Annotated in this window: 27 protein-coding genes and 1 riboswitch; of the genes, 13 read left to right on the top strand and 14 right to left on the bottom strand. The window is 45.9% G+C overall.

Features of this window, described 5'->3' with window-relative positions; translation table 11 throughout:
* Positions 1–106: 106 nt before the first annotated feature.
* The 5 genes from metF to metK all read right to left on the bottom strand — a co-directional run bounded on the left by metF (position 107) and on the right by metK (position 5,593).
* The gene (gene metF / locus ACSSU7_RS10205) at positions 107–949 is read right to left on the bottom strand and encodes a methylenetetrahydrofolate reductase [NAD(P)H] (protein WP_492516377.1); all 843 of its coding nucleotides are present in this window, start codon (positions 947–949) and stop codon (positions 107–109) included.
* Positions 950–980: 31 nt separating this feature from the next.
* A complete protein-coding gene (locus ACSSU7_RS10200; RefSeq protein ID WP_492516376.1) occupies positions 981–1,325 on the bottom strand; it encodes a phage holin family protein in 345 nt (114 codons plus the stop codon).
* 43 nt (positions 1,326–1,368) lie between these two features.
* Entirely contained in the window at positions 1,369–2,778 is a 1,410-nt protein-coding gene (gene ahcY / locus ACSSU7_RS10195) for an adenosylhomocysteinase (protein WP_492516375.1), read from the bottom strand.
* 87 nt (positions 2,779–2,865) lie between these two features.
* Positions 2,866–2,946: riboswitch (S-adenosyl-L-homocysteine riboswitch) on the bottom strand.
* 95 nt (positions 2,947–3,041) lie between these two features.
* On the bottom strand, positions 3,042–4,256 hold the full coding sequence (locus tag ACSSU7_RS10190; protein WP_492516374.1) for an HD-GYP domain-containing protein: 1,215 nt from the start codon (positions 4,254–4,256) through the stop codon (positions 3,042–3,044).
* A gap of 173 nt (positions 4,257–4,429) precedes the next feature.
* Entirely contained in the window at positions 4,430–5,593 is a 1,164-nt protein-coding gene (gene metK / locus ACSSU7_RS10185) for a methionine adenosyltransferase (protein WP_492516373.1), read from the bottom strand.
* A 337-nt stretch (positions 5,594–5,930) separates the two neighbouring features.
* On the opposite strand from metK, the gene dapF reads away from it, so the two are divergent.
* From dapF to ACSSU7_RS10155, 6 genes are all read left to right on the top strand, one after another.
* Positions 5,931–6,770, top strand: a complete 840-nt coding sequence (gene dapF, locus ACSSU7_RS10180; protein WP_492516372.1) for a diaminopimelate epimerase — start codon at positions 5,931–5,933, stop codon at positions 6,768–6,770.
* 29 nt (positions 6,771–6,799) lie between these two features.
* Positions 6,800–7,492, top strand: coding sequence for a DUF484 family protein (locus ACSSU7_RS10175; protein WP_492516371.1), 693 nt, complete (start codon positions 6,800–6,802; stop codon positions 7,490–7,492).
* 15 nt (positions 7,493–7,507) lie between these two features.
* Positions 7,508–8,389: a tyrosine recombinase XerC gene (gene xerC, locus ACSSU7_RS10170; protein WP_492516370.1), complete on the top strand. Its 882-nt coding sequence runs from the start codon at positions 7,508–7,510 to the stop codon at positions 8,387–8,389.
* Positions 8,390–8,474: 85 nt separating this feature from the next.
* Complete coding sequence (locus tag ACSSU7_RS10165; protein WP_135278817.1) at positions 8,475–9,056, top strand: Fe-Mn family superoxide dismutase; 582 nt, start codon at positions 8,475–8,477, stop codon at positions 9,054–9,056.
* A gap of 166 nt (positions 9,057–9,222) precedes the next feature.
* Positions 9,223–9,552 (top strand): hypothetical protein, encoded by a 330-nt coding sequence (locus ACSSU7_RS10160; RefSeq protein WP_492516369.1) that lies wholly within the window; start codon positions 9,223–9,225, stop codon positions 9,550–9,552.
* Positions 9,553–9,633: 81 nt separating this feature from the next.
* Entirely contained in the window at positions 9,634–11,664 is a 2,031-nt protein-coding gene (locus ACSSU7_RS10155; RefSeq protein ID WP_492516368.1) for a TonB-dependent receptor, read from the top strand.
* 66 nt (positions 11,665–11,730) lie between these two features.
* Here the strand turns inward: ACSSU7_RS10155 and ACSSU7_RS10150 are convergent, their stop codons facing one another.
* Positions 11,731–12,165, bottom strand: coding sequence for a diacylglycerol kinase (locus ACSSU7_RS10150; RefSeq protein WP_492516367.1), 435 nt, complete (start codon positions 12,163–12,165; stop codon positions 11,731–11,733).
* Between the two features lie 119 nt (positions 12,166–12,284).
* Between ACSSU7_RS10150 and ACSSU7_RS10145 the strand changes: the two genes are divergently transcribed.
* Positions 12,285–12,557: an oxidative damage protection protein gene (locus ACSSU7_RS10145; protein WP_492516366.1), complete on the top strand. Its 273-nt coding sequence runs from the start codon at positions 12,285–12,287 to the stop codon at positions 12,555–12,557.
* Positions 12,558–12,684: 127 nt separating this feature from the next.
* Here the strand turns inward: ACSSU7_RS10145 and pbpG are convergent, their stop codons facing one another.
* A complete protein-coding gene (pbpG, locus tag ACSSU7_RS10140) occupies positions 12,685–13,689 on the bottom strand; it encodes a D-alanyl-D-alanine endopeptidase (RefSeq protein WP_492516365.1) in 1,005 nt (334 codons plus the stop codon).
* A 177-nt stretch (positions 13,690–13,866) separates the two neighbouring features.
* Here pbpG and gcvH point away from each other — a divergent pair, with 177 nt between their 5' ends.
* Positions 13,867–14,247, top strand: coding sequence for a glycine cleavage system protein GcvH (gene gcvH, locus ACSSU7_RS10135; protein ID WP_492516364.1), 381 nt, complete (start codon positions 13,867–13,869; stop codon positions 14,245–14,247).
* 66 nt (positions 14,248–14,313) lie between these two features.
* Here the strand turns inward: gcvH and ACSSU7_RS10130 are convergent, their stop codons facing one another.
* The 3 genes from ACSSU7_RS10130 to ACSSU7_RS10120 are packed head-to-tail and all read right to left on the bottom strand — an operon-like array spanning position 14,314 to position 17,385.
* A complete protein-coding gene (locus ACSSU7_RS10130) occupies positions 14,314–15,384 on the bottom strand; it encodes a hypothetical protein (protein WP_492516363.1) in 1,071 nt (356 codons plus the stop codon).
* A 38-nt stretch (positions 15,385–15,422) separates the two neighbouring features.
* Complete coding sequence (locus tag ACSSU7_RS10125) at positions 15,423–15,845, bottom strand: DNA polymerase III subunit chi (protein WP_492516362.1); 423 nt, start codon at positions 15,843–15,845, stop codon at positions 15,423–15,425.
* A gap of 28 nt (positions 15,846–15,873) precedes the next feature.
* Positions 15,874–17,385 carry a leucyl aminopeptidase gene (locus ACSSU7_RS10120; protein WP_492516361.1) on the bottom strand — a complete coding sequence of 504 codons (1,512 nt, stop codon included), beginning with the start codon at positions 17,383–17,385 and terminating at the stop codon, positions 15,874–15,876.
* A gap of 218 nt (positions 17,386–17,603) precedes the next feature.
* Between ACSSU7_RS10120 and lptF the strand changes: the two genes are divergently transcribed.
* Entirely contained in the window at positions 17,604–18,728 is a 1,125-nt protein-coding gene (gene lptF / locus ACSSU7_RS10115; RefSeq protein WP_492516360.1) for an LPS export ABC transporter permease LptF, read from the top strand.
* A gap of 14 nt (positions 18,729–18,742) precedes the next feature.
* A complete protein-coding gene (lptG, locus tag ACSSU7_RS10110; RefSeq protein WP_492516359.1) occupies positions 18,743–19,813 on the top strand; it encodes an LPS export ABC transporter permease LptG in 1,071 nt (356 codons plus the stop codon).
* A gap of 41 nt (positions 19,814–19,854) precedes the next feature.
* On the opposite strand, the gene ACSSU7_RS10105 is transcribed toward lptG, so the two are convergent.
* From ACSSU7_RS10105 to ACSSU7_RS10090, 4 genes are read right to left on the bottom strand one after another with little or no spacing between them, the layout of a single operon-like run.
* Positions 19,855–20,295, bottom strand: coding sequence for an RDD family protein (locus tag ACSSU7_RS10105; protein ID WP_492516358.1), 441 nt, complete (start codon positions 20,293–20,295; stop codon positions 19,855–19,857).
* Positions 20,296–20,349: 54 nt separating this feature from the next.
* Positions 20,350–20,793: a DUF3106 domain-containing protein gene (locus tag ACSSU7_RS10100; protein ID WP_492516357.1), complete on the bottom strand. Its 444-nt coding sequence runs from the start codon at positions 20,791–20,793 to the stop codon at positions 20,350–20,352.
* A complete protein-coding gene (locus tag ACSSU7_RS10095; RefSeq protein WP_492516356.1) occupies positions 20,775–21,218 on the bottom strand; it encodes a DUF3619 family protein in 444 nt (147 codons plus the stop codon). Before ACSSU7_RS10095 ends, ACSSU7_RS10100 begins: the two co-directional genes overlap by 19 nt.
* A 25-nt stretch (positions 21,219–21,243) precedes the next feature.
* A complete protein-coding gene (locus ACSSU7_RS10090; RefSeq protein ID WP_492516355.1) occupies positions 21,244–21,840 on the bottom strand; it encodes an RNA polymerase sigma factor in 597 nt (198 codons plus the stop codon).
* A 293-nt stretch (positions 21,841–22,133) separates the two neighbouring features.
* On the opposite strand from ACSSU7_RS10090, the gene ACSSU7_RS10085 reads away from it, so the two are divergent.
* The 3 genes from ACSSU7_RS10085 (at position 22,134) to ACSSU7_RS10075 (ending at position 25,434) form a co-directional block, all read left to right on the top strand.
* On the top strand, positions 22,134–22,364 hold the full coding sequence (locus tag ACSSU7_RS10085; RefSeq protein WP_492516354.1) for a PP0621 family protein: 231 nt from the start codon (positions 22,134–22,136) through the stop codon (positions 22,362–22,364).
* A 64-nt stretch (positions 22,365–22,428) separates the two neighbouring features.
* Positions 22,429–24,021, top strand: coding sequence for a sensor histidine kinase (locus ACSSU7_RS10080; protein ID WP_492516353.1), 1,593 nt, complete (start codon positions 22,429–22,431; stop codon positions 24,019–24,021).
* A gap of 15 nt (positions 24,022–24,036) precedes the next feature.
* On the top strand, positions 24,037–25,434 hold the full coding sequence (locus ACSSU7_RS10075; protein ID WP_492516352.1) for a sigma-54-dependent transcriptional regulator: 1,398 nt from the start codon (positions 24,037–24,039) through the stop codon (positions 25,432–25,434).
* The last annotated feature ends 59 nt before the right edge of the window (positions 25,435–25,493 follow it).

The following is a 25,493-nucleotide window of genomic DNA, read 5'->3' as shown; positions in this document are numbered from 1 at the left end:
GTGCTACTCGCTGTGCTGATACGACAGCCCAGCATGGCGAGTAAACCCTTTCAGACTTAATCTAACACGCGAGCCCTGAACTAACTCGCAGTCTTAAACCAATACATTAGTCCTGAACGTTCTCAATAATATTGCTGATAATATTGGATTGATTCAGGGTATAGAAGTGCAAGCTCGGCACACCCCAAGCCAATAAGGTTTCACACAACTCACTCACCACATCTATACCAAACGCTCTGAGCGACGCCATATCATCACCGTACTCTTCTAAGCGCATTTTTAACCAACGCGGAATTTCAGCACCACACACATTGGAAAAACGTGCCAACTGGGTAATATTGTAAATAGGCATAATACCTGGCACAATCGGCACGGTAATGCCTAATGCATCACACTGGTCAACAAAGCGGAAATAAGCATCCGCATTATAAAAATACTGCGTGATGGCAGAATTTGCACCTGCATCTACTTTTCGCTTCAAGTTCAACAAATCTGCAGCCGGGGTACGCGCCTCAGGGTGAAACTCAGGGTAAGCGGCCACCTCAACACTAAAGTGGTTGCCCGTTTCTTCTCGAATAAATGCCACCAGCTCCGATGCATATCGAAAATCGCCAGCACTCACCTCACCTGATGGAATATCGCCTCTTAATGCCACCAAGCGTTTAATTCCTTGCACTTGATATGCCTGCAACAGATCGCGAATTTCTGACTTGCTAGATGAGATACAGGAGATATGTGGCGCAGCCTGAAAACCTTCACGCTGAATTTCCAACACCGTATCCATGGTTCTATCACGCGTAGAACCACCCGCACCAAAGGTGACTGAAAAAAACTCTGGGTTAAACTTTGCAAGCTGGTTACGTGCGTCACGTAACTTATCCATACCCTCTGTGGTTTTAGGCGGAAAAAACTCGAAACTAACATCAAACTTCTTAGTAGTCGTTTTCATTTGTATGTCTTTATATATATTTTTTTAGTGATTATTTATCATCAACCAGTAACGCGGTCAGTACCCATGAGAACACGCTATAAAGCACTGCGCCCAGGATACCTGCTGTTAAGGTATCCACATGGAAACCTTGTAACGACTGCCCGACAAAGTAGAACAAGATCCCATTAATAACTAAGATAAATAGCCCTAATGTGAGCACAGTAATAGGCAGCGTCAACAATATAAGTAATGGCCGAATCAGTATATTAACCAACCCTATAATGAAGGACGCAAGCAAAGCACTCAAGAAACTTGCCACATGAATATTGGGCAACAGGTAAGCGACCGCCAATAATGCCAGTGCATTTAATATCCAACCCAATAGCAACTTCATGAGGCAGTTCCTTGAATGTTTAAGCCGTTAAGCCCTAACTTACTTAATAACGATATGTATCAGGTTTGAATGGACCTTGTTTCTGCACACCGATATAAGCAGCTTGCTCGTCGGTGAGTACAGACAATTGCGCATTTAATTTCTTCAATTGCAACACAGCCACTTTTTCATCAAGATGTTTAGGTAAAGTATATACGCCAACTGGGTATTTACTTGTTTGGGTAAACAACTCAATTTGTGCAATGGTTTGATTAGCAAATGATGAGCTCATTACATAGCTTGGGTGACCAGTACCGCAACCTAGGTTAACCAAACGGCCTTTTGCCAGCAGAATGATTTTTTTACCATCTGGGAAAATCACATGGTCAACTTGCGGCTTGATTTCATCCCAAGTGTATTTTTCAAGTGAAGCAACATCAATTTCATTGTCAAAGTGACCAATGTTACAAACAATCGCTTGGTCTTTCATTTTTGCCATGTGGCCATGTGTAATCACGTGGTAGTTCCCAGTCGCTGTTACGAAAATATCGCCGTGCTCTGCCGCATAATCCATCGTTACCACACGGTAGCCTTCCATCGCTGCTTGCAATGCACAGATTGGGTCAATTTCCGTTACCCAAACTTGAGCAGATAGCGCACGCAATGCTTGTGCAGAACCTTTACCCACATCGCCATAACCGGCCACGATAGCAATCTTACCGGCAATCATTACATCGGTAGCGCGCTTGATTGCATCCACTAAAGATTCGCGGCAGCCATATAAGTTATCAAATTTAGATTTAGTTACAGAGTCGTTCACATTAATCGCAGGGAAAGCCAATTTGCCTTCTTTATGCATTTGATACAGACGGTGCACGCCTGTGGTGGTTTCTTCTGTCACACCTTTGATTTGTGCCAAACGTGTTGAGTACCATGTTGGATCAGTCGCCAACTTAGCTTTAATCGCCGCAAACAGACAGGTTTCTTCTTCTGACGTAGGGTTTGCAATCACTGACAAATCTTTTTCTGCACGCGTACCAAGATGTAGCAGTAAAGTTGCATCGCCGCCGTCATCCAGAATCATGTTGCTGTAGCCGCCATCAGTCCATTCGAAAATACGATGGGTGTAATCCCAGTACTCAGTTAGTGTTTCACCTTTCACAGCAAACACTGGTGTGCCGCCAGCAGCGATTGCTGCTGCTGCATGGTCTTGCGTAGAGTAAATATTACAAGATGCCCAGCGCACATCAGCGCCTAAGTCTTTTAAGGTTTCAATCAGCACCGCTGTTTGAATCGTCATGTGCAAACTACCGGTAATGCGTGCGCCTTTAAGTGGCTGTGCTTTCGCGAACTCTTCACGAATCGCCATTAAGCCCGGCATTTCTGTTTCAGCAATTGCAATTTCTTTACGGCCAAAAGCCGCTAAATTGATATCGGCAATTACGTAATCTTTAAAATCAGTCACAGTATTCATGTGTTTTCCTTGAATGTGTGACCGGGGGGAAGGGGTGTTTATTGGAAGATATCTATCTCACCCATATCCCGTGCCCGGCACGGTTAATATTGGTGAGCGTCGTTTACTGCAGCTTTCTGAGCCTGGGAGCCTGTATGGTTAACATGCCTCGCAACGCCCCTCAGAAGATAGGCTATTATACTTGATATTATTTTTAGCGCAAATATGGCCAGCCTGCTGCTCACTTTGCATCAACCATCTGTTTTATATCAAGATTCCGTTGACTATTCAGCCCATAACTTATCAACATCAAGCACACCCCAAAGCACAGGGTCTTCATGCCCAACAATCGCATCGTTTGCGCCACCTTTTGACAAATCCAGGATTTCTACTGGCAATCTGGTTTTAGACTTGGTTGAAAAGAAAACTTTAACGATAGGCGTTAATAACGATTTAGGACTTTGGTCAATCACCACGGCCAAACGCCCTGATTTCAACTTCACCATAGAGCCTATAGGATAAATACCTACGCTTTTCACGAACGCCTTGAACACCACATCATCAAAATGCCCTACCCACTGCGCCATGCGCTGCAAAGATACACCGGGCTCCCAACCATCTTTATAAGGTCTGTTTGAGGTCACCGCGTCATACACATCACAGACGGCACCCATTCTTGCGAACAAGCTAATCGCATCATCTTGCAAGCCATGTGGATAGCCTGTGCCATTCACCTTTTCATGGTGATGCAAACACACGTCCAGTGCAATAGCATCCGTAATATTGGCCTGAACCAACAGTTCGTGGCCACGCTCCGGATGCAGCTTAACCAAAGAAAACTCATCATCCGTTAATGCGCCCGGCTTATTGAGGACATCTGTAGGGACCGCGGCTTTACCAATGTCGTGCAATAACCCTGCGAGTCCGGCTTGCATTCTTTCTTCGTTGGACATCCCCAGTTCTTTTGCCAAAGCAACCATCAATGCACATACAGCAACCGAGTGCATATAGGTGTAATCATCTTTAGTTTTTAGCCTGACTAAGCTAATCAGCGCGCCTTCATTACGTGCGATTGAGGCGGCAATGTCATCAACAAACTGCATCGCAGCCTCGACCTTAATCACATTACCCATGCGCACATCATTAAACATAGAGGCAACCGCTTTTTTAGAGGCTGCAATCACCTGTTTAGCACGGGCACGCTCTTCGCCTGCTGCAACACGCTTAACTTGAGTGTCTGATTTACTGGGAGCTTGCTGTGCCAACACCGCTTCCGGCAAGGAGCCTGCCTCCTCGGCAACAGTTTCTGCTGCAACATCTAAACCTTTAGACGTATCAATTACTACTTCTTTAACGCTACTCGCCTGCAGCTTATTCAAGTCCGCCACATCGCTTAACTTAAACGCGCTTTTCCAAAAAGGATGATCCATCCATGCACCTTTCAGCTCATGAATAAACATACCCAAACGTACCTGTTTTGTAGAAACGACTTTTAACATGTGATAACGATTATTTAGTTAATACCATTATACCGAGAGTAGCTAAATTAGCTTTAGCCATCAGCCCTGTTGCCAAATGACTAGCTCAAAAACTGCAGCAGTTAATATACAAAAGCCCCACCTTGTTTACACATGGCAGGGCTTAAATGCAAAGGATAAATATCCGACGTCAGCTAAAAACCAGCTGATGCCCGCAACGCGGCAGCTTTATCAGTTGCCTCCCACGTAAACTCAGGCTCGTCACGGCCAAAATGCCCGTAAGCCGCTGTTTTTGTATAGATAGGACGTAGCAAATCAAGCATTTGCACAATGCCTTTTGGACGCAAATCAAAGTGCTCTAACACCAACTGCGTCAGCACTTCGTTGGAAACCTTACCCGTACCATAGGTTTCTACCATCACACTGGTTGGCTTAGCAACGCCAATCGCATAGCTTACCTGCACCAAGCAACGTGACGCTAAACCAGCAGCCACAATGTTTTTAGCAACATAGCGACCTGCATAAGCAGCGCTACGGTCAACTTTAGAAGGGTCTTTTCCTGAGAAAGCACCACCACCGTGAGGGGCTGCACCACCATAGGTATCCACAATAATCTTACGGCCAGTTAAGCCGCAATCACCCTGTGGGCCACCCACAACAAAGCGACCGGTAGGGTTCACCAAGAACTTGATATCGCCTTTGATAAGCTCTTTAGGCAACATAGGTTTGATGATCTCTTCAATCGTTGCTTCACGTACCGCTTCCAAGCTCATGTCAGGTGCATGTTGAGTTGACACTAAAACGGTGTCAATTTTGTATGGCTTACCATCTACATACTGCACAGTCACTTGTGACTTAGCATCTGGGCGCAACCATGGCAAACGACCATCTTTACGTAATTGTGCTTGGCGTTCCATCAAACGATGGCTCAACCAGATTGGGAGTGGCATCAATTGTGGCGTTTCATCCACTGCATAACCAAACATCAAGCCTTGGTCACCCGCACCTTGGTCTAACGGGTCATCATGTGCACCATCCACACCTTGTGCAATGTCTGGTGATTGCTTGTCATAAGCCACCAACACAGCACAACCTTTATAGTCAATGCCATACTCAGTATTGTCGTAGCCAATGCGCTTAATCGCATCACGTGCCACTTTAATATAATCAACATTCGCTGTTGTGGTAATTTCACCCGCTAACACAACCAAACCGGTATTGGCCAAAGTTTCAGCGGCTACGCGCGCGGTTGGGTCCTGTGTCAGAATAGCATCCAGAATACTGTCTGATACTTGGTCTGCTAACTTATCTGGGTGGCCTTCAGATACTGATTCTGAAGTAAAGAGGTATTCGTTCATTCATCTGCCTTGAAAAGAAAAAAGTTTATAAGATACTTACTAAAGGCTGAAGCAAGTATTAGGGGAGGTGAATTGTACCTGAATTAGTGATTACATCAAAAAAAATTACTAATTATCAACGCATTACCAACTGCATGTGATAGCTATAAGTACTATTGGTTCACCAATATAATCAGCACAGCTCAAATATAGTGCGTCGCAAACGCAAGCATGCTACCTACATTAAAAATCTGATAAATTAATAAATGCCTGATACCCCTACCTAAAAGCTGATGGTGGCTAGATATAAACTGCGATTTTTTCACCTCTGGATATACATTCTCATTACAATAAACACATGGCTAAAATGATTAAATTTACAAAAATGCAAGGCGCAGGCAATGACTTCATGGTCATTGATGGCGTTACGCAATCCATCTCGCTCTCAGCAGACACCATTAAAAGGTTCGCCAACCGCCAGTTTGGTATTGGTTTTGATCAGCTGTTACTAGTTGAGTCATCAGCAGTTGCGGATTTTAAATATCGTATTTTCAATGCAGATGGCAGTGAGGTTTCCCAGTGCGGCAACGGTGCGCGTTGCTTTGTGCGCTTTGTGGTTGACCAAGGCCTGACCCATGAGAATGAAATTAGCGTTGAAACCGCCAGCGGCATTATTACCCCTAAACTAGAAGCGCACGGCTTAGTCACCGTGAATATGGGCGCGCCAAGATTTAAACCTGAGTCAATTCCGTTTGTTGCAGAGTCTGCGGCAAATAACTACGTGCTGGAGGTGAACGATCAAGCACATCATATTGCGGCAGTGTCCATGGGCAACCCGCATGCGGTGTTGGTTGTTGATGATGTAGAAACAGCGCCGGTACAATCATTGGGAAGTGCGATTGAACTCCATCCGCGCTTTCCCGAGCGCGTAAACGTTGGTTTTATGCAAATCGTGAATGAACATCACATTAAACTCCGTGTTTTTGAACGCGGCTCCGGTGAAACGCTCGCCTGCGGTACAGGCGCTTGTGCTGCAGCAGTATCGGGCATCCAGTCCGGCCGCTTGAGCTCTCCGGTCAAAGTATCAGCGCGTGGCGGTGAGTTAAGCATTGCATGGCAAGGTGCAAATACGCCGGTGATGATGACAGGCCCTGCCGTCACCGTATTTACAGGCGAAATAGACTTAGACGCCATCTAAATTAATAAAACTTAAAAGAAAGTCCGACAATGACAAGCCATCAACATGAGACGATTTCTGCAGAGGATGTAAAAGACTACCTGCGTAATCACCCTAACTTCTTCGAGAAGAATGCCACATTGCTCACGGAGATTACACTGCCGAATCCTCACGGCAGCGGTGTGATCTCACTCACAGAGCGTCAGCAACTGGCACAGCGCGATAAAATTCGTGTCATTGAAGCCATGATGGCGCAAATGATTGTGCATGCGGAAGAAAATGACGCCACCAGTGCGAAAGTACACCAACTTAGTGTCAAGCTGCTTAATCAGCAAAGCTTCAGCGCATTGCAATCACTGATTGCAGACACATTAAAGCTCGACTTCGCCGTTACGGACTCACTAGTGCGCATTTGGGTAAAACCAAGCAATAGTGCCATTATCCAGGACGCGGCATTTACCCACGTCAGTGATGCCTTCAATGAATGGGTAATATCTTTAACGCAACCTTACTGTGGCGCCAAACCTGAAGTACTTGGCGACTTGGTTGATAGCAACCTGCAGTCATTTGTGATTATCCCGCTAGGCAAAAAAGCAGCCGATCAGCGCCCATTTGGCGTGCTTATTCTGGGCTCGGCAGACAAAGACCGCTTTAAAGCCGGTATGGGCACACTGTACCTAGAGCATATAGGCGAGCTCGTGGCTGCAGCTTTGCTTAATCACTTATTTGCCCTAAACCTATAAATAATTACAGCATAGATGCTTCATCTAGACGCATATATTCAGCACCTCACCTTTGAACGCGGCCTAAGTCAGCTCACTTGTAAAAACTATACGCGAGATATTCTACTGCTAGAATCTCTTGCGGAAGGTGCCGACCTGCAAACGCTAACGCATGCGCAAATCAGGCGCTTTATCGGCAAACTGCATGCGCGCGAGTTGAGCAGCAAAAGCATTGCAAGAGCCCTTTCTGCCTGGAGAGGGTTTTATGATTACATGATTCACCACCACGCGTTCACACAAAACCCGGTGCACGGCTTACGCGCTCCCAAAGCGGCAAAGACGCTACCACAAGCACTATCAGTGGACCAAGCCGTCAACTTCGTTGACATTCAAGGTGATGGTGTTTTAGACCTGAGAGACCATGCGATTTTGGAACTGTTTTACTCTTCTGGGCTACGCCTCGCTGAACTGGTTAATCTAGATATTGATCGCTTAGACTTTACTGATGGCACCATAGAAGTGACCGGCAAAGGCAACAAGACGCGTATTGTGCCACTAGGCAGCCACGCGGCAAATGCCATGCAAAAATGGCTGCAGGCTCGCGCCAACATCTCAACGGATGAAGCCAACAAACACGCGGTTTTTATCACCCAGCAGGGAAAAAGAATCACTCCGCGCGCAGTGCAATATAGAGTTAAAGCTTGGGCGATTAAACAAGGCGTGGGCTCAAACCTGCACCCACACGTACTCCGCCATAGTTTCGCCAGCCATGTGCTGCAATCGAGCCAAGACCTGCGCGCAGTGCAAGAGATGCTCGGACACGCCAACATCAGCACTACTCAGGTGTATACGCATTTAGACTTCCAGCACCTAGCCAAAGTCTACGACAACGCTCACCCCAGAGCCAAGAAAAAATAGGCTATTTCGATAATACCCTACTAATTTACACTGTTATTATGGCAAAATAACGGTTTAGACTTTAACTCACGAACAAAGGACTATCATGGAACATCAATTACCAGCTTTACCGTACGCAAAAGATGCGTTAGTACCACATATCTCAGTAGAAACTATCGAATACCACTACGGCAAACATCACCAAACTTACGTGACAAACTTAAACAACCTAATCAAAGGTACAGAGTTTGAAAACTTAAGCCTAGAAGAAATCATCAAAAAATCTTCAGGTGGCATTTACAACAACTCAGCACAAATCTGGAACCACACATTCTTCTGGAATGGCATGAAACCAAATGGCGGCGGCGCTCCTGCTGGCGCATTGGCTGATGCAATCAATGCAAAATGGGGCTCATTCGACGAGTTCAAAAAAGCATTCCAAGCTTCTGCAGTTGGCAACTTCGGCTCTGGCTGGACATGGTTAGTGAAAAAAGCTGACGGTTCAGTAGATATCGTTAATATGGGCGCAGCTGGCACACCACTAACAACTGGCGACAAAGCATTGCTGACCATCGACGTATGGGAACACGCTTACTACATCGACTACCGCAACGCACGCGCTAAATTTGTAGAAGTTTTCTTAGCTTCTCTAGCTAACTGGGACTTTGCTTCAGCAAACTTTGCTTAATCCAGTAGCTGTGTAATGCCGTAACAACAAAGCCTTAGCGGAAACGCTGAGGCTTTTTATTTACCCCGAAATCACAAACGATACAAACTCATGTGACAAAACCATCTCGCTTTCTCTTTACTTTTTTAGCAAAACAAAGACTAAAACTCTGTTAGAATACGCAACTATGTTGCAAAGATTCATCGTTCATATCACCCTTGCCCTGCTATTTGCATTCACGCAAATAGGCGTTGCTACGCATGAAATCAGCCACATTACCAATGGCACGCAACACTCACAACCCCACGAAAAATCGCAACAAAAGAATACTGTTGCCGAACAATGCGCACAATGTATTAGCTATGCAAAAATCGCCAGTGGCGTATTAGCAACCGCATTTACCGTTCCAACCAGTCAGCATGGCTTGATTGCAACACCTAGCGCACACATCTCCTTTCAGCATTACGCAAGCAGCCCATACTCCGCTAGGGCACCACCTCAAATAGCAAGCAGTTAATTTAAAAAAGACAGTAAACATCACTATGTTTAGTGATTACTTGGTTTGCTGATTACTCGCTTTTATTTTGAGGTTTTTGATATGCATTACGCTCCAAACCTGCAAGTGCTTAGCGCATTTGCATTTAGACCATTACTGATTGCTGTTGCTACAGCTTTTTCCATTCCAGCTATCGCCGCCGATGCCAATGTTGCTATAGACTTACCAACAGTACCTGTCACCAGCAACCCGTTAGGTGTAGCATCTGACGAGTTAGTGGTACCGATTGCGGTGATTAGCGGACGCGAGCTTTCGCTAAAACGTGAAAGTACGTTAGGCGACACACTCAACGGCATCCCAGGGGTAAGTGCCACACAGTTTGGCCCCAACGCCTCTCGACCAGTTATTCGCGGTTTAGATGGTGAACGTGTACGTATCATGCAAAATGGCACCAGCATTTTAGATGCCTCTAGCTTAAGCTTTGACCATGCAGTAGGGGTTGACCCACTGATCATTGAACAAATTGATGTGGTACGCGGGCCAGCTGCGTTGCTATACGGCGGCAGCGCCGTGGGCGGCGTGGTGAACGCTATTGACCACCGGATTCCTAAAGAGCAGCTAGAGGGCGCAACAGGACGCGCTGAAATGCGCTTTGGCGGCCCAAGCAACACCAGAAACGGCGCAGCAGTCATTGATGTTGGCAATGGAACAATTGCCATACATGCTGATGCCTATACACGCAAAACCAGCGATTTAGACATTCCAGGTTACGCCCTATCACGCCGCAAAAGCGAGCAAGACAATACACCCCGCGAGAACCGAGGAAAATTAGTGAACAGCAGTGCCGAGGGTGACGGCGGTGCATTGGGTGCAGCCTTAACTTTTGACAATGGCTACATCGGTACATCATTTTCCACCATGAACAATAACTACGGCGTAGTCGCAGAAGAAAACGTGCGTATCGATATGAAAAGTAATCGCTGGGATGTTGCCAGTGAATTTACCGATTTAGGCGGCGTGTTTAACCGTGTAAAACTACGCGCAGCACACACAGATTATGAACATCGCGAGTTAGAAAATGGCAGCGTGGGCACCACTTTTAAAAACCGCGGCTTGGAGAGTAGCATTGAACTAGGCCACCGCCCGCTAGGCGCGTTAAGCGGTGTAGTTGGCTATCAATTCAATAACACCAACTTCGAGGCGCTGGGCGAAGAGGCCTTTGTCCCTAGCGTCAACACGCAAAACCAAGCAGCGTATATCTATGAAGAACTTGCCATTGATAAACACAAAGTCACTTTTGGCGGGCGCTTAGGGCACACCACAGTAGACTCTAAAGATAATGCTAATTTTGGTACCGGCCAAAGCAACAGCTTTAACCCCAACAGCCTAGTGCTGGGTGGTCTATACAACATTGATAGCAACTGGTCAGTAACTGGCAACTTATCGCATAACGAGCGAGCACCTAGCTACTTTGAACTCTATGCCAACGGCGCACATATGGCGACCGGCCAATTTGAAGTAGGTAACACCGACTTCAAAAAAGAACGCTCCAAAGGTATTGATGCACAACTACGCTGGAAAGATGCAAAAAACTCCTTCAGCATCGGCACTTACTACACCAGATTTAGCAATTTTATTGGGCTATTTGGAACAGGCAATCAGATTGATGTTAACGGTGAACTCTTGCCGGAAGCAAAATTTATGACTGTGCCAGCCGTGTTTAAAGGTTTTGAAAGCGAAGCAAAATTTAATATTGCAGACAATCTAAACTTAAACCTGCTGGGCGACTACGTGCATGCCAAAGACCTGCGTAATGACAAGTACTTACCAAGAATTGCGCCTTTACGCTTAGGTGCAGGACTACAGTATCAGCGCAATAGTCTAGGGGCAAGATTAGATGTGCTTAGGGCCTTTGCGCAAAGCCATACCGCCGAGAATGAATTGAAAACGGATGGTTACACCAATGTCAGTGCGCTTGTATCCTACAAGCTGCCAACCAAGTTAAATTTAGAGCTGTTTGCCAAAGCCAACAACCTGCTTAACCAAGAGATACGTGATCATGCTTCGTTTTTAAAGGATATTTCGATGCAGGGTCAACGCTCAATACTATTCGGATTACGTGGCGATTTTTAGTGAGGTAAAGCACCACCCAAGCGCAACATAAGCTAAATATAGCCCGTGTTGCGCTAATTTCCCGCATTAAGCAAACAGAATTAAACCCCAAACCACTGCCACAATCAGCAAAGCAATAAATACAGCAGCACTACCAATGTCCTTTGCCTGCTTGGCAAGTGCATGATGCTCGGTAGAGGTGTGGTCCACTGCTGCTTCAATTGCTGAATTGAGCAACTCAACAATCAATACCAACAGCACACTAGCAATCAACAATGCTTGTTCAACCGGGCTATTACCCAAATAAATAGCCAGCGGGATTAACACGATCGCCAAAAAAACCTCTTGGCGGAAGGCATCCTCATGTACAAAAGCTGCCTTAAACCCTTCCAGTGAATAACCAAAGGCGTTAATCAAGCGGCGAAGCCCAGTTTTCCCTTTAAAGGGGCTGGTCGCTAAATGCTTAGATTTTGATGCGTCTTGTGTATGATCCACAGGCTTATTTGGAGGTGTTGACATCATAGACTTTCTAAAAAAATGATTACGTAACGTTAAATTGTGAATAGTTTAATGCATAGATTTTAACATGCGCTATCATAACGGTTTAAGCAAGAACGATTAGATTATATAAAAGGACTATCATGGCACGTACTGTTAATTGTATTAAATTGGGCAAAGAAGCCGATGGCATGGATTTCCCGCCATACCCAGGTGAGTTGGGCAAACGCATTTACATGAACGTATCGAAAGAGGCGTGGGCTGTATGGTTAAAACAACAAACCATGTTGGTTAATGAAAACCGCCTCAGCTTAGCCGACCCTTCAGCTCGCAAATATTTAACTGAACAAACTGAGAAATATTTCTTTGGTGATGGCGCAGATACTGCAAGTGGCTATGTTCCACCGAAAGAATAGCAATATTCAAACCGGCTATTAGCGCGCCAGTTTATCTCATAAAAAAACGCCAGCATATACTGGCGTTTTTTATATCCGCTTCAAACCAAGCCTAACTCATTGACTAAACTTGGCCCCCACCCTTAAACTAACCACTTACAAAAGTCCCCAAAGAACTTGCTTCATTGGTTTCTACCCACTTACGGATACGATTTGCATCGCCAATACGGGTTAATTTACCAGCTGAGTCTAACAACACAATAATCACTGGTTGGCCTGAAATATGCGCCTGCATCACTAAACAACGCCCAGCTTCATTAATAAAACCTGTTTTTGATAATCCAATATCCCACTTACCGCCACGCACTAACGCATTAGTGTTTACAAAACTTAGCGGACTACGGCGACCATACAAGGTAACTTCCTGTGAAGCCAACGTTGTCACCTGACGAATCTCCGGATAGTGATAAGCAGCATCTACCATTTTTGCCAAATCTTCTGCAGTGGATACGTTATTGCTATCCAAGCCTGTTGAATCCACAAATCGGCTCGTGTTCATGCCTAGCAATTTTGCTTTTTGATTCATCGCTTTAACGAAAGCATAACTACCACCTGGATAATTACGGCCTAAAGCGGAGGCTGCTCTATTTTCTGAAGCCATCAAAGCTAATTGCAACAATTCTCCGCGTGTCAGCGTAGTGCCAACACTTAACCTAGAGGTCGTATGCTTCAGATAATCCACATCCTCATCAGAAATGTTTAGCAGCTCATCCATTGGCAAGTGCGCATCCAACATTACCATGGCCGTCATCAACTTGGTGACGGATGCAATCGGTGTTGGCAAATTGGTATTTTTGGCAAACAGCACTTCACCCGTCTGCTGGTTGAGCACCAATGCTTTGGCTGAGGCTAATTTTAAGGGAGTGGTGCCATCGTAGCTATCTACAGCGGCAATCGCTTTGCGTGCAGGCAAACGAGTTTTAACGCGAAGAGCACTAGACTTATACTTTACTGCTTTATATTTGCTTGAGGCTTTAGACTGCGTTGAAACATGTCGATGTTTTTTATCAGTAGCCGCATCCGCAGCCACTGGTACCAAGCAAAGCGCCAAGCTAATGTAAAATAAAGTAAACTTTCGCAATGTGCTTTTCATAATGACTTATATCTCATGGGGTTACAGCACAATACTATATAAAAACTTTAGCTTTGTCATCAAGATTTTTAAGGATTTTAGGGTTAACCCGCACTCAGGTTAAAAATAAATTAACTTTGACGCAATTTACGTTAAAATTTAAGCCAATCTCAACTAAAAAATCACAGAGCAACCAGCATGCAAACGCCACAATCTTTGTTATTCAGCCCTCAACATTTATGGACAAAAGCTACGGCTGATGGCGTGTGGGAGGCAGGCATTACTGATTACGCACAAAACCTGCTTGGAGACATTGTATTTGTCGAGGCGCCAGCAGTGGGTACACGTTTAAGTGCGGCACAACCATGCGGCCTAGTAGAATCAGTCAAAACCGGCTCAGACCTACACGCACTGATGAACGGGGTAGTGCTTGAAATCAATCAGGCAGTGATTGATTCACCTGAGCAAATCAACGACCACCCGTATAAAGCATGGATATTTAGATTTCAAGCTGATAATAATGCTGATGCTGAACAACTGCTATCTGCTGCCGCATATGACGCATTGACTGATGCCTAACATACCAGTAGCAACCCAAGTAAAAACCTTGTACTTGGCCAAGTGCAAGGTCGCTATCGCAAAAAACTAAACGACTGGGAACACCAAGCGTACAGCCTCTACCACCTTGGCTACTTCAGCCCTCACATTAGCAATCATCTCACGCTCTATGCGCGGCGTTTCTACCGACAACACCTCATGCACTTTATTGGCTAAAGCTTGCTCAGTCGTAGGCAGCTCAGCATTCAGGCCCTGAATAAAGTCATTTTTAGCCCGCTCCGCCAACGCGATGAAGTCTGTTTTCAGCGTTGCGCTCAACTGCTGAGACAGCTCTTCATACAGTGCAGGAAAAGTAGCTCCCAGTTTCTGCTGTAGCGCCTGCTGAGATTGCAATTGAATCGCATCCAGATAAATGCTTAACTCTGATTGCGTATGCTGCGTCAGTTCTTTGTAAATACCGGCGAGGTCTTGCGCCAAACTGGCGCGATGCTCACTAAGGATATCTTCATGCAGCCTTGAGATTTTAGCCTGCAAATCATGCGAGGCATTCTCGACCGTCAATTTTTCCAGATTCAGCAGCGACGCCTGCAGTCCATCAGTGAGTGACTGCTCCAGCTTCGGCAATGCGGCACTTAAATTGCTTTGCACATCGAGCACCACTTGCGATTGCATTTGCGTCAAGCTCTGTGCCAAGTCAGCCTTAATGATATCCACATTGGCATGTACCATTTTCGGAATTTCGGTGGCAAAATCCGCACGTGTTCTATCAACAAATATCGAAGTTTGCTCCATAATGGCCTGCTTCGCACTCATCAGCTCGGTGCCAATTTGCTGTTTCAGCGTCTGCTCAGCATCCTGCTGCGCTGCCATCATGTGCTGAGTAAACTGCGCATGCTGCTGCGTTAAATCACTCAAGACATCCGTTTGGCCCACGCTGATCTCAGCAGTTGCATTTGACAAGTAATCCAACAGCTCTTGCCGCACTTCATCTTTAACTTTTTGCGTGACTGAACGTTCAATTTCTGCCGTAAGCTGTGGCCTGATTTCAGCGGCAATCTTGGCAATGAGCTCCGGTGTCACATTAAACGTATTTGCCAACACTGGCGTTGGCGCAGCATGCACCTCTGTTAACAGGGGGATATCGTCATCATCTTGCATGTAATTTAATGTCCTTCTAACACGCCATCAACGGCTAATTATGTGGCAGACTCATCTGTAGACTTGATTTGATAACCACGATCTCTATAAAACTTATAGCGCGCGCGGGCCAACGCTTTATCCGCATCATCAACACCAACCAACTCGACCAAATACTTAAATCGGCTAAAAAACGGTGGATGCTCTGTCTTTAAATTAATCAAAATATCGTCTTGCAACAGCTGCGCACCATCTTTATCCACAATAATCGCAACATCATCTTGCTCAGGACTGTCAGGGTGCGCACTCGGCATAAAACTTGTCGCCGAGTGTTGCCACAGCACCTCCTGCATGCGCGCAGACATCGCATCATCTTGTGTAAAAATAGTTAACTGCCGCCCCTTCACCACCGCTCTGCTGCAAAGGTCTGCAGCTTTTGCCAGCTTATCCGGGACGTTAAAAAAAAACTCTACGCGCGTCATAATTTAAAGAATCTGTATTGAGCAAGCATTAACGCTTCTGACTTGTACGGCCAACCAGAAACTCCGTTAACAATGGTACCGGGCGGCCAGTACCGCCTTTTTCTTTGCCAGATTTCCAAGCAGTGCCGGCGATATCCAAATGCGCCCAATCATATTTCTTAGTAAAGCGAGATAAGAAACATGCCGCGGTGATGCTGCCAGCTGCGCGTCCGCCAATATTGGCGATATCGGCAAAATTACTATCTAACAAAGGTTGATAATCATCCCACATCGGCATATGCCATGCACGATCCAACGCCTGCTCACCAGCTTGCAGCAGCTCTTTCGCCAGACTATCGTTGTTACTAAATAAACCGGTAGCATGATGGCCTAGCGCAATCACGCATGCGCCAGTCAAGGTTGCAATATCCACCACAGCACTTGGCTCAAATCGCTCAGCATAAGTCAATGCGTCACACAGGATCAAACGCCCCTCTGCATCGGTATTAAGCACTTCGATGGTTAGGCCAGACATGCTGGTTAAAACGTCACCAGGCCTTGTGGCACGGCCATCTGGCATGTTTTCACAGGTAGGAATCACACCCACTACATTCAGTGGCAAATCCATCTCTGCTATCGTTTTAAACAAACCCAATACAGTAGCGGCACCACACATGTCGTATTTCATCTCATCCATTTCCGCACCAGGCTTCAATGAAATACCACCAGTATCAAAAGTGATACCTTTGCCAACCAGCACCACAGGTTTTTGGTTTTTATCGCCTTTAAGATGCTGCAATACGATTAACTTAGGTGGCTGCTCACTGCCCTGCGCGACCGCTAAAAATGAGCCCATGCCTAATTTTTGCATAGCTTCACGCTCAAGCACTTCTACTGTAAATCCGTAATTGCTCGCCAAAGCCTGTGCCTGCTCCGCCAAGTAAGTAGGGGTACAAACGTTAGGTGGCAAGTTACCCAAGTCTTTGGTTAAACTTACACCGGCACCAATCGCCTTACCATCGCGCAGGCCAGACTCAGCAGCTGCGACATCTGCCGCAGCTGTAATCTGAATAGCCTGTTTTTTAATCCCTTTTTTCGCTGCTTTTTCTTCAGCCGCATCTGGTTTACGCTTAATCGCATCAAAGCGATAGCTCGCGTCCAACGCAGTTTCTACTAACTGTGCTACTTTCTTACGCGTCTCTACACCCGCTACCGGTAATTCAGCCAGTGTGGTCAACACCTCATCGGCACCAATCGCGCCCAGTGCTTTCACCGAAGCACGTACGGCCTTGCAATACTGCCTCTCACCGAACTCGGCCTTTTTCCCTAAGCCCACTAGCAAGACACGGTCAGCCTGCACACCAGGCACTTGATGCAGCATCAAGCTGGAATCTAGCTTGCCTTCTAAATCACCATGCGTAAGTACATTGCTGAGATACCCTGCAGATAATGTATCAAGGGCTTGTGCTGCATCCGATAATTCACGGCCCTCATACACCCCAACGATGACACAATTATGATGCTGCTTTTCCGCTGCACTCGTTTTTATGCTAAATTCCATAGTGTTAGATCCTAGTTATTATTGTTACATTAAATTTTTTGCCGAAATGTAGAATCATCACTACATGTAAAGTTAACTACTCTACAATAGAGCATTAAAAATCAGCATAAATTCAATCAACTGTTAAGTAAACCACTTATCATGTTAAGTTTGATGAAATTATCGCGTGTTTTACACGTAATTCATAGTCGTAAATAAATTGGTTTTCAGTCCAGCATATGCTTTTTAGGCACTCATTAATAAAAGAACTTATTTCAACCGCCGCCGGTGCGTTTTTAATCCTAATTGGGATTGTGCTCGCCCAGCGCGCAGGTAATTTAGTGCGCCTTGCTGCCAAAGGCATCTTGCCTAACGATGCTATTACCACCGTGCTAGGCTTTAACATGGTGAAGTTCTTGCCTATGGTGCTCTCGCTCTCATTATTTTTGGCGGTATTAATGACTTTATCGCGCTGGTATCGTGATTCGGAGATGGTCATTTGGTTTAGCGGTGGGCTCAGCATCAACCGCTGGATACGCCCTGTACTCACCTTTATTTTCCCCGTTATCCTGTTTATTCTGGCGCTCAGCCTATTTGTGATGCCTTGGGCCACCAGCAAAGGCGAGCTCTATCGTACCCAGCTAGAAGCGCGCGATGATTTAGCCACCATCAGCCCTGGCGTGTTTAAAGAGTCTGGCAATGGGGAACGGGTGTTTTTTATGGAAAGCTTTGACGAGCTAGGCAATGTCGTCAAAAACATTTTTGTGCAAACACTGCAACACCAAAAGCTCGGCGTGATTGTTGCAGCCGAAGGAAGCCGCTATACCGAGAAAAATGGCGATAATTTTGTGTTAATGGAAAACGGAAAACGCTATGAAGGCACCAGAGGTAGCGCAGAGTTCTCCACCACAGCTTTTGAGAAGTACGCCATCCGTATTGAGGCCAAAGAAGCAAAAGAAGAACCGCCCAGTACCCAATCCAAATCTACTAGCGAGCTAATGGGCTCAATCAGCAACACTAACAATGCAGAACTGCAATGGCGCCTCGCCATCCCCATCTCCGCATTGATACTATGCTTGCTCGCCGTACCCTTAAGCGCACTAGACCCACGTGCCGGACGCTCAGCCAACTTCATCCTTGCCTTAGCTATTTACATCATTTACAACAACCTGCTGAGCATCTTTCAGGCTTGGGTCGCACAAGGCAAGCTCAGTACTCTGATAGGTTTGTGGCCGGTACATATATTTTTCGCACTGCTGACATTTTACATGTTCTATCGACGCGGACGACAGTTGCCCATAGTACCCAGTATGTTTTCAATAAGCTGGCTAAAAAAACGCCGCCAAATTGCCTCGGCAAGCTAACTTATTAGCCTTCTATGAAAATCATTACCCGCTATTTATTCAAAGAAATCACCGTCAATGTACTGCTAATTACATTGGCACTGATTGCCATGTTCTCATTCTTTGATCTGATACAAGAGCTGGAAAGCCTAGGCCAAGGCAACTATGGCCTAAGCAAAATCATCTTGTTTGTGCTGCTAAGCGCACCTGGCCATGTGTACGAGGTGATACCTGTCGCGGTGCTTGTCGGCTGCATGTACAGCTTAGGGCAGCTTGCACGCTACTCGGAGTTAATCGTGCTAAGAGTGAGTGGCATCTCACTTTACAGCTTGGCTGCCGCGCTACTTAAAATAGGCATGGTATTTGCCATCCTCACCTTTTTTGTGGGCGAACTAATTACACCGCTTAGTGAAAAAATGGCGCAACGCATACGTATCAAAGCCACCGATTCTGTGATTGTGCAAGACTTCAAATCTGGCCTGTGGGTCAAAGATGGTCACAATTTTGTTAACGTGGAAGAAGTACTGGCAGACACCACACTACTCAATATTCATATTTACGAGTTTGATGACAAGTTCAACCTGCGCACCGTGAGCCATGCACATAAAGGACTGTTTGAAGATGAGCAGTGGCATTTGAAGTCAGTATCGCAAACCCACCTTGATAAAGACAGTAACTACGTAGAAAATTTAGACAAAGCTACTTGGCGTTCACTGATACGCCCAGAATTATTGAATGTGCTGCTGGTACTACCAGAAAAAATGTCAGCATGGAACTTATACGCTTACATTGAGCATTTGGCTGTTAACAAACAAAAAACAACCCGCTACAAAATGGCACTATGGGCAAAATTAGTTTACCCGCTAGCCAGCTTGGTGATGGTTATTCTCGCGCTGCCATTTGCCTTTATTCAACAGCGTTCAACTGGCGCCAGCACTAAAATCTTTATCGGGATTATGCTGGGTATTTTGTACCAAAGCCTTAACCAGACCTTTATGCATCTAGGCTTATTAAACGATTGGGCGCCTGCATTTAGCGCAATCACGCCAACAGCCTTATTCCTACTTGGTGGCTTGGCAATGCTGCATCATATCGACAAAAGGTAAGGTAGCAACGGCATTGCCCACATGCCGACGCTCGTGTGGTGTTAAACCACGATGATTTTGGATTTGAGCAATCGATCATGCAGAAACAATCGATCTTTATCTACCAGAGCCCATACAAAGCCTAGGCCTAATAACACTAAACTTACGCTGGCCAATAGGTAGCGTGCCAATGCAGTCGATTTAGGTAGGGCTGTATTATTCTGAGTAACGACTTTTAAATGCCAAGCCTGCATCGCAAGTGTCTGCCCACTTTTTATCCAGCACCTAAGATAATACGCTCCCAGCATCCCCCACAAAAATACCTGCTGTAACAAATGTTTAACACCCTTAGTGGCATCTCCAAATACCGCATAGTACAAGCCTGCAAACACGATACATAAGGCGATGATAGTAAGTAGCTCATAGAGTAAACAGGCACCCAACTTGAGTAAGTTAGGTGCCTGTGGTTTTGAGGCAATAACGGCAGATTCTTGAGGATGCATGTAAAGCTTATGTGTAATTTTGTTGTGCGTGGATACTTTGCTTTAATTAAAGCTTTAATTTAAATCTGCATCAGTGTAGGTATCTGGCGAATCTGCACGCAGCTTTACACGCTCAGATTCAGGAAGCTTTTGATACTCCAGCCATTTTTTGCGCAGTTCACTTTTCTTATCTGCAGGCAGCGCATTAAACTGCTGGTGTCTCTTTCTTGCATTCTCACGCTCGTAAGGCGTCATGCGGCTCCAATTAGTCAGGCGCTCCTTCACCAATGCCTGCTTCTCAGCGTTCATCTTGGGGTAGTCCTTGGCAATATCCAGCATTTTCTCACGCTGCCAAGGACGCAATGTATCCCATTCAGACGCCAACGGATTTAACACTTTACGTTGCGTATCATTCAACTCAGACCAAGAAACATCAGCTGCATTGGCAACCGAAGCTCCATAGACAAGCAATGCAAATACAAAAACTAGGCTCTTCAGCTTCAATTGGTATCCAACCATGCAGTAAATCCCTTGTCTGCGTATGCTTCAGGTGGCAAATCAGACGCCAGCAAGAATGCATCGCTATTTTCTATTTGATAACTAACACTAAACTGCTGCATTGCAAAAAGCGCAAACAACATCACACATACAATCAACAACGTTGAAAGAATGCGGTGTTGTTCAAAATAATGCCCCCAGCGCCCTCCGCGCCACTGCAAAGCATGTCCGCTTCTATGCAGGCTATGACCAGCCAATTGTGCTTCCCGGCTCACCAATCTGCCTATGGCTAGGCTACGTGCATCAGCCAAACGTGCCACTTGAGCTTCTGGCAACTTCTGGGCATGACTATTTAGCAACTCAACCATATTGCGTGCTATTTGATCTTCAACGCTGGCATCCAAAGCCGTTGCCTGATCCATATATTTATTTTCACTCGCGCTCATTGCTCGCTCCTATTCTTTCGAGCCATCATTTTGGTTTACTCAGCATGACATTGGTTAAACCTAACTTATCTAGCCCTTGTTTGCGCAGCTCTATCGCTAATGCATGTACCGCTCGCGAGCAATGTGTTTTAACACTGCCATCGGAGCACCCCATGATTTCTGCTGTTTCTGCGACATCCATCTCCTCCCAGTAACGCAACACGAATGCTTCACGTTGACGTGTCGGCAACTTTTCTAAAGCGCGCTCGATTAGCTGTATGGTTTGACTACGTGCAACTTGTGTCGATGGCTCTTCACTATCATCGCCCACATCAATGGTGTCAAGTGGGTCGCGGTCTTCGCTATCATCGGCACTACCACCAAACGAAGATAATAGCGTGGTCCATAAATTGCGTACTTTTTGTCTACGCCAATAATCACGCATCGTATTTTGCAAAATGCGCTGAAACAGCATAGGAAACTCTGCCACCGGCTGTGCTCCGTATTTATCAGCAAGTTTCATCATGGCATCTTGCACGATATCTAGTGCAGCATGATCGTCACGGACAGCATAAGCCGTCTGCTTAAATGCACGCCGCTCGGTTGCTGCGAGAAAGTCAGAGAGTTCCTTGGGTGTTGCCATGTTTAGATATTTAACGCCATATTCAGGTTGGTATTTTATACTGTTAACCAAATCATGTGCGTAAGTGCACCTCGTATTCAGGCACACAGTATATCAGGTTTGCATTTTCTGCTAGACCTGCCAACTGTGAACTGAGTAGCACCTCAAGTGGCAACTTAACAGCATCACAGAAAACGATCATGCAGAGAATGAGTAACGTTGCTACAGAAATAGCCGTTATTAAAAACCCGACATAAGCAGCGCTTTTAGATACAATCTAAACTTAACCAATTAAGATTTGAGTAACGTTCATTATGTGGAAACTAATTTTTTGGGCTATCGTGATTGGACTCATTATCCAAGTGATTAAACGCAACCTAATCGCCAAGGCAAATCAAGCATCAGAGAGCAACAAACCGGCAGATGCGAATATAGAAAACATGGTGGAATGCGACCAATGCCATGTGCACTTACCTAGATCTGAGGCATTTTTAGTAGAAGGTAAGTTTTACTGCTCTAAGGCGCATATTAAATCCGATGTATAAGCATGCAATTTAACAATTAACGAAGATACATCCACAACATATATATACGCCAATGATTGACCTCATGCTTCATCAACACCTGAGCTCGCAGAGTGAACTGTCACTGCAAGCGCGGACCATTCGTATTATTAATGTGTTCCGGCTAATTTTAAGCCTAATTTTTGTATTATTCTCGCTATATATTGGGCAAAAGAACTGGGGAGAAATGCAAGATGCCTCATTGTTCTTCAGCTTATCCTTAGCGTATTCCCTGTTCAGTTTCACGATGTTGATTGTGGCACCAATCAGGTCTTCCGCACTGGTGTTTTTTAATCCAGTGCAAATTATCATTGATATACTTTTCATCATCGCCATTATGCATGCCGCTGGCGGCATGCAAAGCGGCTTAGGGCTGCTGCTGATTATCACCATCGTCACCGCCAGCCTCATCAGTAACGGCCGTCTAGCCTTATTCTATGCCGCAATTGCCACCATAGGCCTGCTACTGGAACAAAGCTACCAAATCGCCAAATGGGATCTGCCAGTCTCGGTCTACAGTCAACCGGTGATGCTGAGCCTGAGCTGCTTTGCTACGGCCTGGCTAGGCTACAGTTTTGCCAAGCGCATATTGCAAAGTGAGGCACTGGCTTCTGCCCGTGGCGTTGACCTAGAAAACTTAGCGCAAGTAAATGCACTGATTACCGAAGAAATGCAAGATAGCGTTATCGTCATGGATCAGCACCTGAATATCCGCCACCACAACTCGGCCGCGATGTCGCTCTTGAGCGTAACGCAAACCGATGATGGCGAAACGGTTAAATTAAATGATAGTGCCATCGAAATCGCCCATGCATTTACCCGCTGGATGCATGCAGATACGGCGAGCGAGTACCTGATCATTGCCATTAACAACAAAGAACTCAAGCTTAGATTCGAGCCTATCAGCCGCGACAGTCGCCTGCACGGCGCAGTCGTATTTATTCAGGACTGGAGCCAAATCCAGTCCACCGCCCAACAATCAAAACTGGCAGCACTAGGCCGCCTGACTGCCAATATTGCGCATGAAATTCGCAACCCGCTCAGCGCAATCAGCCATGCCACGCAATTACTACAAGAAGAAAATTTTGGCCCTCAAAATAATCGTATGCTGCAAATCATTGCAGATAATATCCAACGCATTGATAAAATCATTAAAGATGTACTGGAGCTTAATCGGCGTGACCGCACCAATCAAGAGAGGCTAGCACTTAATCAATTCCTCCTCGATTTTTACACGCAATTTTGTGCCGTAGAAAAAATACCTGAATCACATTTTCAGATCAACCTGCCCAAAGATTCATTATTTGTGACTTATGACCAACGCCATCTGATGCAGATTTTATGGAATTTGTGTAAAAATGGCTGGGAGCATAGCCATAAACAGGTGGGCAGTTTACAGTTAAACTGTACAAAAAATGGGCGTGCTGGTTTAAACTTAGAGGTTATCGATGATGGTGAAGGCGTGGCAGAAGAAAATCGCAGCAAACTATTCGAGCCTTTCTACACCACCAAAACAACAGGAAACGGCCTAGGCCTTTATATTTCACGCGAGCTCGCTGAGGCCAACAGTTCGCGCTTGAAGTACCAAAAACTAGACAGCGGTAGCGCGTTTATACTGCAGTTACAAACGATTAACTAAGGGCCATATTTTAGTATGCAACAAAGACCTAGCTGCTTAATTGTTGATGACGAAACAGATATCCGCGAACTGTTAGCGATGACGCTGGAGCGTATGGATGTTGAAACCTTTAGCGCGAGTAGCGTTGAAGAGGCCAAGGCCATGCTGAAATTACGCACTTATGCGCTATGCCTCACCGACATGCAAATGCCCAACGGCACCGGCTTAGACTTAGTTAACTATATCAATGAATTTCATTTCGGCCTGCCGGTTGCCGTCATCACCGCCCATGCCAGCGCGGACAACGCAGTATGTGCGCTCAAAGCTGGTGCGTTTGACTATCTGGCCAAGCCCATCTCACTCAAGCAGTTACGCCCCGTGATTGAGTCTGCACTTAAGCTCAGCGCTAGGCCCAGCCAAAGTAAACCCGACACCCTAGATATGATTGGCAATTCTGAGCCGATTCAGTATGTACGCACCATGATTGCAAAAGTCTCGCGCAGTCAGGCACCGGTTTATATCAGCGGCGAATCTGGCAGTGGCAAAGAGTTAGCCGCAAAACTGATACACCAGAACAGCTCGCGTGCCGATGGCGCCTTTATCGCAGTGAATTGCGGCGCGATTCCAGAAAACTTAATGGAGAGTGAGTTTTTTGGTTACAAAAAAGGCGCGTTTACCGGTGCTAACCAAGATAAAGAGGGTTTATTTCAAGCAGCTAACGGCGGCACATTATTTTTAGATGAGGTGGCAGACCTGCCGCTAGCCATGCAGGTAAAGCTACTGCGGGCAATTCAAGAGAAGAAAGTGCGCATGGTCGGCGGTACGAACGAAGATGCAGTGGATGTACGCATCATTAGTGCCACGCACAAAAACCTCACCGAAATGATGGATGCGGGTCAATTTAGAAAAGACCTGTACTACCGCCTCAATGTGATTCAACTTAAGATGCCAGCACTACGCAACCGGCCTGCAGACATTCCGTTGCTTACCGAGATGCTGCTGAATAAGCTGTGTCAGGCTCAGCATATTGCAACGCCTAAAATTGATGCTCAAGCACAAGCATATATTGCCAGCTTGGCATTTCCGGGCAATGTGCGTGAGTTGGAAAACATGTTAGAGCGTGCTTTAGCGCTGTGTGACGGCCAAACCATAGTTGTAGAGGACGTATTAACGGAAGGCAACCCCGACACACAGTCGATGAGTGCAAACCCAATGTTTGGCAGTAGCAATACCAGTGAAATCAATCTGACGGATTATCTGGAAGAGATAGAGAAGAAGGCGATTATTCAGGCCTTGGATAAAACCAACCACAACAAAACTGCCGCGGCAAAACTGCTTGGCGTGACTTTCCGCACCTTACGCTACCGACTTGCCAAGTTAGGCCTGTCAAAAGAAACTGATACGGATTTAGAAGCAGATACAGAAGAAGGTTGAGCGCAGACGCAATAGCGTCATTGATTGCTGCTGCGCCGTAATCAGCACAGCAGCAACAT

The sequence above is a fragment of the Methylotenera sp. E1MeOHC1 genome (assembly GCF_058745595.1).
This window is presented reverse-complemented; position numbering and strand designations above follow the sequence as displayed.